This window comes from Streptomyces anatolicus (genome assembly GCF_019400875.1).
In the GTDB taxonomy this organism is placed as follows: domain Bacteria; phylum Actinomycetota; class Actinomycetes; order Streptomycetales; family Streptomycetaceae; genus Streptomyces; species Streptomyces anatolicus.
Genome location: NZ_WMBF01000161.1, coordinates 1 through 13541 on the forward strand (window position 1 = coordinate 1; position 13541 = coordinate 13541).

General features: G+C 71.6%; 12 protein-coding genes. 4 read left to right on the top strand and 8 right to left on the bottom strand.

Annotated elements, in window-relative coordinates; all coding sequences use genetic code 11:
• Positions 1–211: 211 nt before the first annotated feature.
• The gene (locus GKQ77_RS16420; RefSeq protein ID WP_219689519.1) at positions 212–1438 is read left to right on the top strand and encodes an amino acid deaminase/aldolase; all 1227 of its coding nucleotides are present in this window, start codon (positions 212–214) and stop codon (positions 1436–1438) included.
• Positions 1439–1451: 13 nt separating this feature from the next.
• Here GKQ77_RS16420 and GKQ77_RS16425 read toward each other — a convergent pair whose 3' ends face one another.
• From GKQ77_RS16425 to GKQ77_RS16450, 6 genes are all read right to left on the bottom strand, one after another.
• Positions 1452–2399 carry a DUF2510 domain-containing protein gene (locus GKQ77_RS16425; RefSeq protein WP_219689520.1) on the bottom strand — a complete coding sequence of 316 codons (948 nt, stop codon included), beginning with the start codon at positions 2397–2399 and terminating at the stop codon, positions 1452–1454.
• Between the two features lie 72 nt (positions 2400–2471).
• Complete coding sequence (locus tag GKQ77_RS16430; RefSeq protein ID WP_219689521.1) at positions 2472–3770, bottom strand: haloacid dehalogenase-like hydrolase; 1299 nt, start codon at positions 3768–3770, stop codon at positions 2472–2474.
• Between the two features lie 47 nt (positions 3771–3817).
• Positions 3818–5146, bottom strand: a complete 1329-nt coding sequence (locus tag GKQ77_RS16435; protein WP_219689522.1) for a haloacid dehalogenase-like hydrolase — start codon at positions 5144–5146, stop codon at positions 3818–3820.
• 100 nt (positions 5147–5246) lie between these two features.
• Positions 5247–6026: a 3-oxoacyl-ACP reductase gene (locus GKQ77_RS16440; protein WP_219689523.1), complete on the bottom strand. Its 780-nt coding sequence runs from the start codon at positions 6024–6026 to the stop codon at positions 5247–5249.
• Between the two features lie 5 nt (positions 6027–6031).
• On the bottom strand, positions 6032–7456 hold the full coding sequence (locus tag GKQ77_RS16445; RefSeq protein ID WP_219689524.1) for an aldehyde dehydrogenase family protein: 1425 nt from the start codon (positions 7454–7456) through the stop codon (positions 6032–6034).
• A 7-nt stretch (positions 7457–7463) separates the two neighbouring features.
• Positions 7464–8834: a glutamine synthetase family protein gene (locus GKQ77_RS16450; protein ID WP_219689525.1), complete on the bottom strand. Its 1371-nt coding sequence runs from the start codon at positions 8832–8834 to the stop codon at positions 7464–7466.
• Positions 8835–8909: 75 nt separating this feature from the next.
• Between GKQ77_RS16450 and GKQ77_RS16455 the strand changes: the two genes are divergently transcribed.
• The 3 genes from GKQ77_RS16455 to GKQ77_RS16465 all read left to right on the top strand — a co-directional run bounded on the left by GKQ77_RS16455 (position 8910) and on the right by GKQ77_RS16465 (position 12059).
• Positions 8910–9668, top strand: a complete 759-nt coding sequence (locus GKQ77_RS16455) for a FadR/GntR family transcriptional regulator (protein WP_219689526.1) — start codon at positions 8910–8912, stop codon at positions 9666–9668.
• Positions 9669–9877: 209 nt separating this feature from the next.
• On the top strand, positions 9878–11323 hold the full coding sequence (gene eat, locus GKQ77_RS16460) for an ethanolamine permease (protein ID WP_219689527.1): 1446 nt from the start codon (positions 9878–9880) through the stop codon (positions 11321–11323).
• Between the two features lie 49 nt (positions 11324–11372).
• Positions 11373–12059 (top strand): gamma-glutamyl-gamma-aminobutyrate hydrolase family protein, encoded by a 687-nt coding sequence (locus GKQ77_RS16465; RefSeq protein ID WP_372459898.1) that lies wholly within the window; start codon positions 11373–11375, stop codon positions 12057–12059.
• A gap of 52 nt (positions 12060–12111) precedes the next feature.
• Here GKQ77_RS16465 and GKQ77_RS16470 read toward each other — a convergent pair whose 3' ends face one another.
• Together GKQ77_RS16470 and GKQ77_RS16475 are read right to left on the bottom strand one after the other, a co-directional pair.
• Entirely contained in the window at positions 12112–12477 is a 366-nt protein-coding gene (locus GKQ77_RS16470) for a nuclear transport factor 2 family protein (protein WP_219689529.1), read from the bottom strand.
• A gap of 33 nt (positions 12478–12510) precedes the next feature.
• Positions 12511–13446 (bottom strand): LysR family transcriptional regulator, encoded by a 936-nt coding sequence (locus tag GKQ77_RS16475; protein ID WP_219689530.1) that lies wholly within the window; start codon positions 13444–13446, stop codon positions 12511–12513.
• Between the last annotated feature and the right edge of the window lie 95 nt (positions 13447–13541).

Below are 13541 nucleotides of genomic sequence, written 5' to 3' on the forward strand. Positions count from 1 at the left end.
GGTGTGGGGGGATCGGGGTGCGGTCCGCCTCCGTGCTCATGCTCCCCCGTCTCCTCGCGCTCCGGCTGCCGGAACGCTCGGCCCGGCGAGGCTCCGTGCGCGTCACTCTACGGGCTGACGCGGGGCGTACGAGAACCCAGTCCAGGCCACCGGGCGATCTGCCCGGATCATCCCCCTACCCTCGGGTAATCGCGTCTGGCAGGCTTCGGCCATGACCGCCCGTGCCGTAGACCGAGCCGCAGACCGTGCCGCAGACCGGGCCCGTTACGACCGGGCCACCGCACACCTCGACGCGCCCCTCGCCCTAGTCGACCTGGCGGCTTTCGACGCCAACGCCGACGATCTCGTGCGCCGGGCCGCGGGCAAGCCGATCCGCGTCGCCAGCAAGTCCGTGCGCTGCCGGGCCCTGCTCGAACGGGTCCTGGCCCGCGACGGCTTCGCCGGGATCATGTCGTTCACGCTCGCCGAGTCGCTATGGCTCGCGCACTCCGGCTTCGACGACGTCCTGCTCGCCTACCCCTCCGCCGACCGCGCCGGTTTCGCCGAGCTGACCGCCGACCCCAAGCTCGCGGCCGCCGTGACGGTGATGGTCGACGACCCGGCGCAGCTGCGGCTGATCGACGAGGCGAGGGACGGCGGGACCGAGGAGGTGCGGGTCTGTCTGGAGCTGGACACCTCGCTCCAGGTCCTTGGCGGACGCGTACGGATCGGTGCGCTCCGTTCGCCGCTGCACTCCCCCGCGCAGATCGCCGCGCTGGCCCGCGCCATCGTCCGGCGGCCCGGGTTCAGGCTCGTGGGCGTGATGGCGTACGAAGGGCATGTCGCGGGGGTGGGCGACGCGGTCGAGGGGCATCCGGCGCGCTCGCGGGCGATCCGGATGATGCAGGCCGCGGCCCGCAAGGAGCTGGCGGAGCGCCGGTCGCGGACGATCGCGGCGGTACGGGCCCTCGCGCCGGACCTGGAGTTCGTGAACGGCGGCGGTACGGGCAGCGTGCAGCACACCGCGGCCGAGCGCGCGGTGACGGAGATCGCCGCGGGGTCGGGGCTCTTCGTGCCGCGGCTCTTCGACAACTACACGTCGTTCAGCGGGCGTCCGGCCGCGCTCTTCGCGCAGCCGGTGGTGCGCAGGCCCGGCCCGGGTACCGTGACGGTGCTCGGCGGCGGCTATCCGGCGTCGGGGGTCGCGGGCCCCGACCGCTCGCCGGTGCCCTATCTGCCCGAGGGGCTGCGGTACGACCCCCAGGAGGGCGCGGGCGAGGTGCAGACACCGCTGCACGGGCCCCCGGCGGACGATCTGGCGATCGGCGACAAGGTGTGGTTCCGGCACGCGAAGGCCGGGGAGCTGTGCGAGCGGTTCGAGACGCTGCGTCTGGTGGAGGGCGACAAGGTGACGGGGAGCGTACCGACGTACCGGGGCGAGGGCCGCACTTTCCTCTGAGCCGCCAGGGCTGTCACGGCGTCGCGCCGACGTCCTCGCCCACGCCCCCGCCCGTGGCGCTGTCGTCGGTCGAGCGGATGCCCTTGATGATGCGTTCCAGGTCGGAGAGGGGCGGCGCGCCCTTGGCGACGTTGACGGAGAGACGCACGATGACCATCGGTTCGGAGCCGATGCTCGACTTGAACGCCACCGACTGCACATACCCTCCGGAGGCCTTTTCGGTCCGGACCCGCCAGCGCACGTAGTAGCCGCTGCGGCCCGCGACGGCCACCGTGCCCTCCGCGACCTTCTCGTGCCCGGTGATGCGGCCGTAGTACTCGTTGTCGAGGACGTCCTTGCCGTAGACGCTCTTGGCCGCGTCCGCGATGTCGCCCCGCGCGAGCGCCTTGGGAGAGGTCTCGTCGGTGGAGGTCACGGTCTGCGAGGTGACCCGGCCGTGGCGGCACATGCCCGAGTCGCCGGGGCAGTCGAAGGTGTCCGGCGTCTGCAGGGTCGGCGCGTCGTGGACGGTGTCCTCGGCCTTCTCCCATCCGTCGATGACGGGCAGCGTGATGCCGTTGAGGTCGTCGACGAGGACGTTCGGATCGGACGTCGGGGACGCCGACTTCGACTCCGAGGCGGTCGGTGTCGGGGAGGCCTCGGCCGACGTGCTGGGCGCGGCACCGCCCCGTGGCTCCCCGTCGTCCTTGCCGAGTACGACGACGCCCGTGACGATCGCCGCGACGAGCACGGCTCCGGCGGTGGCGAGCGCGATGATCTTCGCTCGGCCACCGCCGGAGGACGCCGGGGCGATCACCGCGGACGCGGCGGGGTCCGGCGGGCCGAAGCCCTGCCGCACCGGCGCCACTTGGGGGTGTTCGGGGGTGCGCCGGTGCTCGGTCCACGCGGACCCGTCCCACCAGCGCTCGACGGCGGGCTGGTTCGGGTCCGGGTACCAGCCGGGCGGAGGCGTCATGCTCATCCCGGCACTCTAGGACGTGCCCCGCCGATCAGTACACCGAGCCCCTTCGGTCAGTACGCCGGGCCCCGCTGGTCAGTACACCGAGTCCCGCTGGTCGGGCACGACCGAGCCGTCCTCGCGGAGCACCGGGCCCTTGTCGCCGTCGTGTTCGTTGTAGGCGCTCGTCGAGCAGGGGTAGCGACCCGACTTCTGCGGCATCGGCTCGATGAACATCGGGTTCACGACCCAGCGGCCGTCGGCGTTGTCGTAGGCGCGGCACATGAACTCGCTCTTGTTGCGGTTCAGCACGAGGTGCGCGCCGGTGGCGTCGCCGACGAACGTCACGTCCGTGTCCGCGTCGCCGCCGCCGAGTGCGATGCGGTGGTGCCGGTCCTGCTTCTCCCAGGCCGACTCGCCCTTGACCTTGAAGATCTCCTGGTTGATCCAGCAGCGCTTGCCGTCGATGTACGGGATGGCCTCGCCCTTGTTCACGGGCACGCCGCCGCACCCCTGGTTCCAGGGCGTGATGCGGCCCTCGCGGTCCAGGACCGAGCGGATGGCGATGGTGTGCGCGCGGTCGACGCCCACGCTCTTGGACCACACCTCGGCGACCGGCTCGGAGCCCGCCGAGACGATGTAGACGTCGAATCCGGCCTTCTTGAGGGTACGGATCAGGTCGCGCTGCTGGTCGTAGTAGCGGACGTACGCCGGGATCTTGTGGGTGCCGACGGTCTGCGTGGCGCCGACGGGGGCGGCGAGCGCCTCCTTGCGGGCCTTGGCGGCGTACGACTCCAGCTCCGGGACGGTGTGCCCGGCGAAGAGCTGCGGCACCCAGGCGTACTGCGGGACGGTGTGGCGGTGGTCCCACTTCCCCGCGAAGGCGGCGGCGCCGCTCATGGTCCTCCCGTCCTCGCGGACCTCGAAGATCTCGTCCGCGCAGGCGGTGTTCTTGGAGGTCGGCAGGGGCTTGCCGACGGGCACGTCGGTACCGCAGGCCTTGGTGAGGGCGCGGTCGGCGTCGTCGGTGAGCCACTTGCTGGTGGACTTCCAGCTCTTGGGGCGCAGGATCTTGTCGTGCCGCAGGGACCAGGCGATGGTCGCGTCGGTGACGTCGTTCTTGACGACCGTGTTGTCCCAGTCGAAGGCGGCGACGGGGCGCTTTCCGCCGTGTCCGAGGCCGGGGTTCGAGCAGCGGCCGCGCTCGTCGATCATCCGCTGGAGCTTGGCGCGGTTGGCGCCGTACCAGTCGAGCTTCTTCGAGAGCTGCGGGCAATGGGCGCTGGAGATACCGGAGTTGGCGGTTGCGGCGGCGGCCGCGGGGAGGGCCGCCGGCATGGCTGCCAGGGTGGCGGCCGCGGCCAGGGTCAGCGCCAAAATGTTTCTGTTACGCATGTGAGTGGACCGTACATCCTGTCTACGGGTCTGACGACGCCGACGTTCTAGCGTGTCGCGGACGCCGGCGGCGCCCCGAACACGGTGTCGTGCTGGTCGGGAATGACGGAGCCGTCCGGGCGGCGCACCGGGCCCTGGCCGCCGTCCCGGTCGGTGTAGCCGGTGGTGGCGCAGGGGTAGGGGTCGGCCTTCTCGCCCTTGGGCTCGATGAACATGGGGTTGATCAGCCAGCGGCCGTCGCCGTTGTCGTAGGCGCGGCACATCAGTTCGTTCTTGTTGCGGTTCAGGACGAGCCGCAGGCCGGTGGCGTCGCGCAGGAAGGAGATGTCGGTGTCGGAGTCGCCCGCGGCGAACACCTGCCGCTTCGCCGCCGGTTGGACCTTCTCGGCGGCGGCGCCGCGCACGCCGTAGACCTCCTGGTTGATCCAGCATCGCTTGCCGTCGATGTACGTGATCATCGAGTCGTCGCCGTCCGCGACCGTGCCGCAGCCCTTGAGGTGCGCGGTCAGCTTGCCGCGCGCGGTGACGTTGCGGATGCCGATCGTGTGCCGGGCGTCGATGCCCACGCCCCGCGCCCAGACCTCGGCCACCGGCTCGGGCGACGCCGAGACGACGTACACGTCGAAGCCCGCCTTCTTGAGCGTGCGGATCAGGTCGCGCTGCTGGTCGTAGTAGCGGACCCAGCCGGTGACCTCGCCGGTGCCGACGCGCTGTTCCGTGCCGATCGGCGCGGCGAGGTTCTCCTCGCGGGCGGCGGCCGCGAACCGCTGGACCTGGTGGGTGGACCAGCCGCGGGTGAGCTGGGCGAGCCAGGCGTACTGCGGTTCCATGCGGCGGTGGTCGAAGCCGTCGAAGGCGGCCTCGCCGGAGGTCGTGGTGCCCTCGCTGTAGACGGCGAGGATCTCGTCGGCGCAGGCGGTGCCCCGGGCGGTGTTGCGGTGGGTGGGCAGCGTGGTGCCGGTGGCCGGGCAGGCCTTGGTCAGGGCTCTGGCCGCCGGGTCGGTCAGATAGCGACTGGTGGTGTGCCAGTCGCCTCGTTGCGGCGTCCGGATCTTGCCGTGGCGCAGCAGCCAGAACATGGTGGCGTCGCCGACGTCGTTCTTGATGACGGTGTTGTCCCAGTCGAAGGTGGCGACGGGTCTCGCGCCGCCCTTGTGGCTCCGGTCGCCGCAGTGGCCGTAGGCGTCGATCAGGTGCTGGAGGCGCGCCTTGTTCTCGCCGTACCAGCCTCGCGAGACGGTGAGGTCGGGGCAGGCCGCGGCCCGCTTTGGGGGCGCGGTCTGGGTGGCCTCCGCGGTGGCCTGGACGGCGAGGAGACCGGCCGAGGCGACGGCGAGCACGGCTGCGGCCGCGACGGCGCGGCGCTTGAGGTTCACGAACACACTCCCGTGTCTACGCAGGTCAGCCGGGCGTCACGCGACGCCCGGCTGACCTGTGGGTGGCCGCTGGGTGAACTGCGCGGAGGGGTGGCAGGGGCTACACCGGGGTGACGTACGCCCCGGAGATACCGCCGTCGACGAGGAAGTCGGTGGCGTTCACGAACGAGGAGTCGTCGCTGGCGAGGAACGCCACCGCGGCGGCCATCTCCTCGGCCTCGGCGAAGCGGCCCACGGGGATGTGGACGAGGCGGCGGGCGGCGCGCTCGGGGTCCTTGGCGAACAACTCCTGGAGGAGCGGGGTGTTGACAGGGCCGGGGCAGAGCGCGTTGACGCGGATGCCCTCGCGGGCGAACTGCACGCCCAGCTCGCGGGACATGGCGAGGACGCCGCCCTTGGACGCGGTGTAGGAGATCTGCGAGGTCGCCGCGCCCATCCGCGCCACGAAGGAGGCGGTGTTGATGATCGAGCCCTTGCCCTGGCGCCGCATGTAGGGGATGGCGGCCTTGCAGCAGAGGTAGACGGAGGTGAGGTTGACCTCCTGTACGCGCTTCCAGGCCTCCAGGCCCGTATCCAGGATGGAGTCGTCGTCGGGCGGTGAGATGCCCGCGTTGTTGAAGGCGATGTCGACGGAGCCGTAGGTGTCGAAGGCGGTCCTGAAGAGCGCCTCGACCTCCTCGGCGTCGGTGACGTCGACCTTCACGAAGGTCCCGCCGACCTCGTCGGCGGCGGCCTTGCCCGCGCTCTCGTCGATGTCGCCGCAGACGACGTGGGCGCCCTCGGAGGCGAGGCGGCGCGCGGCGGCGAGGCCGATGCCGCTGCCGGCGCCGGTGATGACGGCGGTGCGGCCGACGAGGCGGCGGCAGATGTTCTCTGACATGGGGTTCAGGCCTCCGTGCTGATGAAGACGTTCTTGGTTTCCGTGAACGCGGCGAGCGCGTCCGGGCCCAGCTCACGGCCGAGGCCGGACTGCTTGTAACCGCCGAAGGGGGTCCAGTAGCGCACGCTGGAGTGCGAGTTGACGGAGAGGTTCCCGGCCTGGACGGCCTCGGAGACCCGCAGCGCCCGGCCCACGTCCCGGGTCCAGATCGAGCCGGACAGGCCGTACGGCGAGGCGTTCGCGAGGCGGATCGCGTCCTGTTCGTCGGTGAAGGGCAGCAGCACCGCCACGGGGCCGAAGATCTCCTCGACGGCCGCGGGCGAGTCGGGCCGCTCGCCGTTCAGCACGGTCGGCGGGAACCAGAAGCCGGGCCCGGTAGGGGCGGTGCCCCGGATGCCGGGCGCGTCGGCGGGCACCAGCTTCGTCACGTTCTCCAGCTGTCGGCGGGAGATCAGCGGGCCCATCTGCGTCTTCTCGTCGCGCGGATCGCCCACGACGACCTTGCCGAGCGCCTCGGTCAGCACCGCCGCGACCTCGTCGTACACCGATTCCTGTACGAGGACGCGGGTGCGGGCGCAGCAGTCCTGGCCGGAGTTGTCGAGGAAGGAGAAGGGGTCGGCCGCCGCCTTCAGGTCGGCGTCGGCGAAGACGATGTTGGGGCTCTTGCCGCCGAGTTCGAGGGTGAGGCGCTTGACCTGTGCCGCGCAGCGCTCCATGATCTCGCGGCCGGTGCGCGTGGAGCCCGTGAAGACGATCTTCGCGACGTCGGGGTGGTCGACCAGGGCGCGGCCCGTGATGTGGCCGTGGCCCGGCAGCACCTGGAGTACGCCCTCGGGCAGTCCGGCCTCCAGGGCCAGCTCGGCGAGGCGGAGCGCGGTGAGCGGGGTGGTCTCGGCGGGCTTGAGCAGAACGGCGTTGCCCGCGGCGAGCGCGGGGGCGAACCCCCAGGCGGCGATGGGCATCGGGAAGTTCCAGGGGGCGATGACGCCGACCACGCCGAGCGGTTCGCGGAAGGTGACGTTCCAGCCGCCGGGTACGGGGATCTGCTGACCGGTGAGGCGCTCGGCGCCGCCGGCCGCGTACAGGAGGAGGTCCCGGACGTTGCCCGCCTCCCAGCGGGCGTTGCCGGGCAGGTGGCCGGCCTCGCGCACTTCGAGATCGGCCAGTTCCTCGAGGTGGCCGTCGACCGTGTCGGCGAAGCGGCGCAGGAGCCGGGCGCGGTCCGCGGGGGCGACGGCCGCCCAGGCCCGCTGGGCGGTCACGGCGCGTTCGACGGCACGGCGCACGTCGTCCGCGTCCGCGGCGGGGACGGTCGCGATGACCTCTTCGGTCGCCGGGTTCAGTACGTCGAGGCTGGATACGTCGAGACTGGTTACGTCGTGGTTCGGTACGTCGAGGTTCGCTGCTTCGACGTTCGGTGCTTCGGGCAAGGGTGCCTCACATGCGTTCGAAGGAGCGGCGCAGCTCCCAGTCGGTCACCGCGGAGTCGAAGGCTTCCAGCTCGACCCGCGCCATGTTGCGGTAGTGCGCGACCACCTCGTCGCCGAAGGCGGCCTTGGCGATGGGGCTGTTCTCCCACAGCTCGGCGGCCTCGCGCAGGGTGGTGGGGACGTGTTCGTACTCGCCGGTGTAGGCGTTTCCGGTGCACTCGTCAGGCAGTTCGAGCTTGTTCTCTATGCCGTACAGACCGGCGGCGACGAGGCCCGCGACGGCGAGGTAGGGGTTCACGTCGCCGCCCGGCAGCCGGTTCTCGAAGCGCATCGAGCGGCCGTGGCCGACGACGCGGAGCGCGCAGGTGCGGTTGTCCAGGCCCCACGCGGCGGCGGTCGGCGCGAACGAGCCGGGCACGAACCGCTTGTAGGAGTTGATGTGGGGCGCGTAGAGGAGGGAGAAGTCGCGCAGCGCGGCGAGCTGGCCCGCGAGGAAGTGCCGCATGACGGGCGACATGCCGTCGGGGTCGTCAGCGCCGCCGGCCATGACGTTGGTGCCGTCGGCGTCCTGGAGCGAGAGGTGGATGTGACAGGAGTTGCCCTCGCGCTCGTTGACCTTGGCCATGAAGGTGAGCGAGACGCCCTCCTGGGCCGCGATCTCCTTGGCGCCCGTCTTGTAGATGGCGTGCTGGTCGCAGGTGACGAGGGCCTCGTCGTAGCGGAACACGATCTCGTGCTGGCCCGGGTTGCACTCGCCCTTGGCCGACTCGACGACGAGTCCGGCGGCCGCCATGTCGTTGCGGATGCGGCGCAGGAGCGGTTCGACGCGGCCGGTGCCGAGGACCGAGTAGTCGATGTTGTACTGGTTGGCCGGGGTGAGGTTCTTGTACCCGGCGTCCCAGGCCTGTTCGTAGGTGTCCTTGAAGACGATGAACTCCAGCTCGGTGCCGACGTGGGCGGTGTAGCCCAGTTCGGCGAGGCGGTCGAGCTGGCGGCGCAGGATCTGCCGGGGGGCGGCGACCACGGGTGAGGCGTCGCTCCAGGCCAGGTCCGCGACGAGCATCGCGGTGCCCTCGTTCCACGGGACGCGGCGCAGGGTGGACAGGTCGGGGTGCATGGCGAAGTCGCCGTAGCCGCGGTCCCAGGAGGACATCGCGTAGCCGTTGACGGTGTTCATCTCCGCGTCGACGGCGAGGAGGTAGTTGCAGCCCTCCGTGCCGTGTTCGAGGACGTCGTCGAGGAAGAAGCGGGCGGCGAACCGCTTGCCCTGGAGCCGCCCTTGCATATCGGGGAAGGCCAGGACGACAGTGTCGATCTCGCCGCTCGCGACGAGGGCCTTCAGCTCCTCGACGGTGAGCGGGGGTGTGCGGTCTGCCACGGGAAATGCCTCCTTGGGTCAGCCGGGAGCCATAAGGTATTGCGGAGAACCTTTGCTTGGGAAGGGGGTACCGGCATGTCGCACACGGAAGAGGGTGCCGCCCAGGGCGCCTCACCCGCACCGGACGACGACCGGCTGACGCCGGTGCTGCGTCCGGTGCGGGCGGGCAACGGCTTCGAGGAGGCGCTGGAGCAGATCCTCCAGGTCGTCCGCCTGGGCCTGGTGCCCGGCGGTGAACGCCTGCCCTCGGAACGGGAGTTGGCCGATCGCCTCGGCATCAGCCGGGTGACGCTGCGGGAGGTTCTGAAGGTGCTCCAGGACCAGGGGCTCGTCGAGTCGCGGCGCGGGCGGTACGGCGGCACGTTCGTACGGCCGCGTCCCGAGGCGGCGGGCGAGGACGAGCTGCGCCGCAGGGTCGCCGGGGTGGACGTGGAGGACGCGCTGCGCTTCCGGGAGGTCCTTGAGGTGGGCGCGGCCGGGCTCTGCGCGGCGCACGGCCTGGACGGCGAGCAGGCGGACCGGCTGCGGGCGGCGCTCGCGCACACGCACGACGCCCCGCTGTCGGAGTACCGGCGCCTGGACACCCTGCTGCACCTCACGCTCGCCGAGCTGTGCGGCTCGCCCACGCTGACGGCGCAGTACGCGGCGGTGCGGGCCACCGTGAACGACCTCCTGGACTGCATCCCGCTCCTCGTCCGCAATCTGGAACACTCACAGCGCCAGCACGCCGTGATCGTCGAGGCGGTGCTCGACGGGGACGCGGACGGCGCGAGGGAGATGATGCGGGAGCACTGCGCGGGGACGGCGGCGCTGCTGCGGGGGTTCCTTACGTGAGGACCGCGGGAGCCGGCGGCGCGAAGGGGGCCGGGGCTGCCGGGACTGTCGGCGTGAGGGGCACCGGGACCGACGGCGTGAGGACCGCTTAACCATCGCGTAACGCAAGGGTCTTGCTTTCTCGCGCCCCGCACGGCAAAGGTATGGATCCGTTCCATTGGTCACCCCGCCGCCGAGCCAGAGTGTCGCCGCCGCATAGGAGCCGTGCCATGCCCGAGGAGTCCACTAAGCCAGGCCCCGCCGAACCGGCGGACGACTATCTGGAGCGCAGGACGCTGCGCCGGGGCAGCGCGGGCTGGTTGCTGCTCACCGGGCTCGGCGTTGCCTACGTCGTCTCCGGCGACTTCTCGGGCTGGAACTACGGGCTCGCGGAGGGCGGCTTCGGCGGGCTCGGCATCGCCATGGCGCTCATGGGCGTGATGTACGCGTGCATGGTCTTCTCGCTGGCCGAACTGTCGTCCGTACTGCCCACGGCGGGCGGCGGCTACGGCTTCGCGCGCCGGGCGCTCGGGCCCTGGGGCGGCTTCCTGACCGGCACGGCCATCCTCATCGAGTACATCCTGGCGCCCGCCGCGATCTCCATCTTCATCGGCGACTACGTCGAATCGCTCGGCCTGTTCGGCCTGACCTCGGGCTGGCCGGTCTACCTCGCCTGCTTCGTCATCTTCATCGGCATCCATCTGTGGGGCGTCGGCGAGGCGCTGCGCTTCAGCTTCGTGGTGACCGGGATCGCCGTGGCGGCGCTGCTGGTCTTCGCGGTCGGCGCGTTCATGGACTTCGACGCGTCGAAGCTGAACGACATCCCCGTGGAGGCGGATGCCTTCGGCGCCAACTCCTGGCTGCCGATGGGCCTGTTGGGCATCTGGGCGGCGTTCCCCTTCGGCATGTGGTTCTTCCTCGGGGTCGAGGGCGTGCCGCTGGCCGCCGAGGAGACGAAGGACCCGGCGCGTACGCTGCCGCGGGCGATCCGCTGGTCGATGGCGATCCTCGTCGCCCTCGCGCTCCTCACCTTCTTCGCGTCGGCCGGCGCGCGCGGTTCCGACGCGCTCCAGGACGCGGGCAATCCGCTGGTCGAGGCGTTGCAGCCGGACGGTGACGCGACCGGCCTGAGCCGGGTCATCAACTACGCGGGCCTGGCCGGTCTCGTCGCCTCCTTCTTCTCCCTCATCTACGCGGGCTCGCGCCAGCTCTTCGCGCTCTCCCGCGCCGGTTACCTCCCCCGCTTCCTCTCCCTCACCAGCAGCCGCAAGGCCCCCTACCTGGGCCTGCTCGTGCCGGGCGCGATCGGCTTCGGCCTGGCCGCGGCGACCGGCGACGGTGCCCGCATGCTGAACGTGGCGGTGTTCGGCGCGACCATCTCGTACGCCCTGATGTCGCTCTCGCACATCGTGCTGCGCCGCCGCGAGCCGGGTCTCGAGCGCCCCTACCGCACGCCCGGCGGCATCCTGACCTCGTCCGTCGCGCTGGTCCTCGCCTGCTCGGCGCTGGTCGCCACCTTCCTGGTGGACGTGACGGCCGCGCTCATCGCGCTCGGGGTGTACGTGGTCGCGATCGCGTACTTCGGGATGTACAGCCGCAAGCACCTCGTGGCGCGCGCGCCGGAGGAGGAGTTCGCGGCGCTCGCGGCGGCCGAGGCAGAGTTGACCCGCGACTGATGACCACCGGAGTGAGCGCCGGATCCGTATGACGACGAGGGAGAACAGATTGAGCGCCAGGCCGCTGATCGGTGTCAGCACCTACCTGGAGTCGAAGGCGAGCTGGGGCGTGTGGGAGCTGCCCGCGGCCCTGCTGCCGGTGGGGTATCCGCGCCTGGTGCAGGCGGCGGGCGGCATCGCCGCGATGCTTCCGCCGGATGATCCTTCGTACGCGCGTTCTGTCGTCACCCGCCTTGATGGCGTGGTGATCGCGGGCGGGCCCGATGTGGAGCCGGTGCGGTACGGGGCGGAGCGCGAGGCGCGCACGGGGCCGCCGGCGCGGGAGCGGGACGCGTGGGAACTCGCCCTGATCGAGGCGGCGTTGGAGTCGGGGACGCCGCTGCTCGGCATCTGCCGGGGCATGCAGCTGCTGAACGTGGCGCTCGGCGGGACGCTGATCCAGCATCTGGACGGGCACGCGGTCGGGCCGGGCGTCGTGGGCACCCACACGGTGAAGCCGGTGCCGGGCACGCTGTACGAGTCGATCGTGCCGGACGCGTGCGCGGACGTACCGACGTACCACCACCAGGCGGTGGACCGCCTCGGCAAGAACCTCACGGTCTCGGCGTACGCGGAGGACGGCACGGTAGAGGCTATCGAACTGCCCTCGCCCGCGTGGGCGTTGGGCGTGCAGTGGCATCCGGAGATGGGAGAGGACACACGCGTCATGACCGCGCTGGTCGACTCCGCGTCCTGAACGTGCCGGGTGCCGCCGTCCCCAGGGTGCGGAACAGGCCCCGGTCCGCCACTCAGGGCACCAAAGTGCCCTGGTGGAAGTACATGCGCCACCCCCTCTCCGTCATCCGCCACAGGGAGCTTCGCCATGCCCGGCGCCCACGGTTGTCGGTGAAGTACGTCAAGTGGACGATGCCCGGAGCCAGTACGGTGCCGGACATCTCGGTGACCTCGACAGGGGACTCGGGGTCCACTGAACCGGCGCTGGTCACCGTGAGGATCGATGTCGCGTCCCAGCGTCTGCCGGACGCGCCGAACTCCGTGAACTCCGGGTCCAGAAGCTCCGAGACCAGCTCGGGGGAGGCCCGCACCGCCGGGTCGAGAAGCCGCATCTCTGCCGCGATGGCCGCCTGGACGGCACCTTCAGCCTCGTCTGCCATGCGTCAATTCTAGAAAGCCGGGCCCCGGGTCAGTCACCGCGTCAACCCCAGCAAATCCCTCCCCGGCCCCGCCGGCCGATGCCCCGTCGGCCAGACCGCGCGCAGGGCCCGGCGCAGGCGGACGTCCTTCAGGGGGATCTCCACCAGGCGGCGCGCCGCCAGTTCCTCGCCCACCGCCAGCTCGCTCAGGACCGCGGGGCCCGCGCCGCTGACCGCGGAGGCCTTGACCGCCGTCGTGGAGGACAGTTCGATCAGCGGGCGCGCCAGACCGCCGAGCGCCGCGTCCAGGACCTGGCGCGTGCCCGAGCCCTCCTCGCGCAGGATCAGCGGCGTCGCCGCCAGTTCCGCCGCTGCCAGCGGTTTCCCTCGCCGCGCCCACGGGTGCCCGGGTGACGTGACGACGACCAGGCGGTCGTGGGCGATGACCACGTCGTCGAGCCCGGCCGGCACGGTAAGCCCCTCGACGAAGCCGAGGTCCGCCTCACCGGCCAGCAACCGGGCCGCCACGGCCGCCGAGTTGCCCGCGAGGAGCGACACCGCCGTGTCCGGCCGCTGGGTGCGCAGCGCGATCAGCCAGCCCGGCAGCAGATACTCGGCGATCGTCATGCTCGCCGCCACCCGCAGCCGCGAGTCCCGCCGGTCGCGCAGCGCCTGCGCCCCCGCGTCGAAGGCCTCCGCCGCCTCCACGATCCGCCCCGCCCAGTCGGTGACGAGCGCCCCCGCGTCCGTGAGGCGCGAGCCGCGCGGCGACCGGTCGACCAGCGCGACACCGAGCTGGCGCTCCATCGCCCGGACCCTGCTGCTCGCCGCGGGCTGTGTGATGCCCAGCTCCCGCGCGGCCCGCCCGAGGCTGCCGAGCCTTGCCACCGCCAGCAGCAACTGGAGCGCCCCGAGGTCGGGGACGCGGTGTGCGAGCGGCACCTCCGCCGGGGCGGGCGCGGGAGCGGAGGAAGGGGAGGGCTTACTCATAAAGCCAGCTTATGTCCTCATAGGAGCACGCTCCCTGGTGGAGCACCTGTTCCCGTACGAGGGTGGGCTCATGGTCACCGCCGCCCACCCCGCCC

Coding starts and splice junctions, on each gene's coding strand:
- GKQ77_RS16470 (WP_219689529.1), bottom strand. CDS start 12,477: ATGGCAGACGAGGCTGAAGGTGCCGTCCAGGCGGCCATCGCGGCAGAG.
- eat (WP_219689527.1), top strand. CDS start 9,878: ATGCCCGAGGAGTCCACTAAGCCAGGCCCCGCCGAACCGGCGGACGAC.
- GKQ77_RS16475 (WP_219689530.1), bottom strand. CDS start 13,446: ATGAGTAAGCCCTCCCCTTCCTCCGCTCCCGCGCCCGCCCCGGCGGAG.
- GKQ77_RS16430 (WP_219689521.1), bottom strand. CDS start 3,770: ATGCGTAACAGAAACATTTTGGCGCTGACCCTGGCCGCGGCCGCCACC.
- GKQ77_RS16425 (WP_219689520.1), bottom strand. CDS start 2,399: ATGAGCATGACGCCTCCGCCCGGCTGGTACCCGGACCCGAACCAGCCC.
- GKQ77_RS16420 (WP_219689519.1), top strand. CDS start 212: ATGACCGCCCGTGCCGTAGACCGAGCCGCAGACCGTGCCGCAGACCGG.
- GKQ77_RS16455 (WP_219689526.1), top strand. CDS start 8,910: ATGTCGCACACGGAAGAGGGTGCCGCCCAGGGCGCCTCACCCGCACCG.
- GKQ77_RS16440 (WP_219689523.1), bottom strand. CDS start 6,026: ATGTCAGAGAACATCTGCCGCCGCCTCGTCGGCCGCACCGCCGTCATC.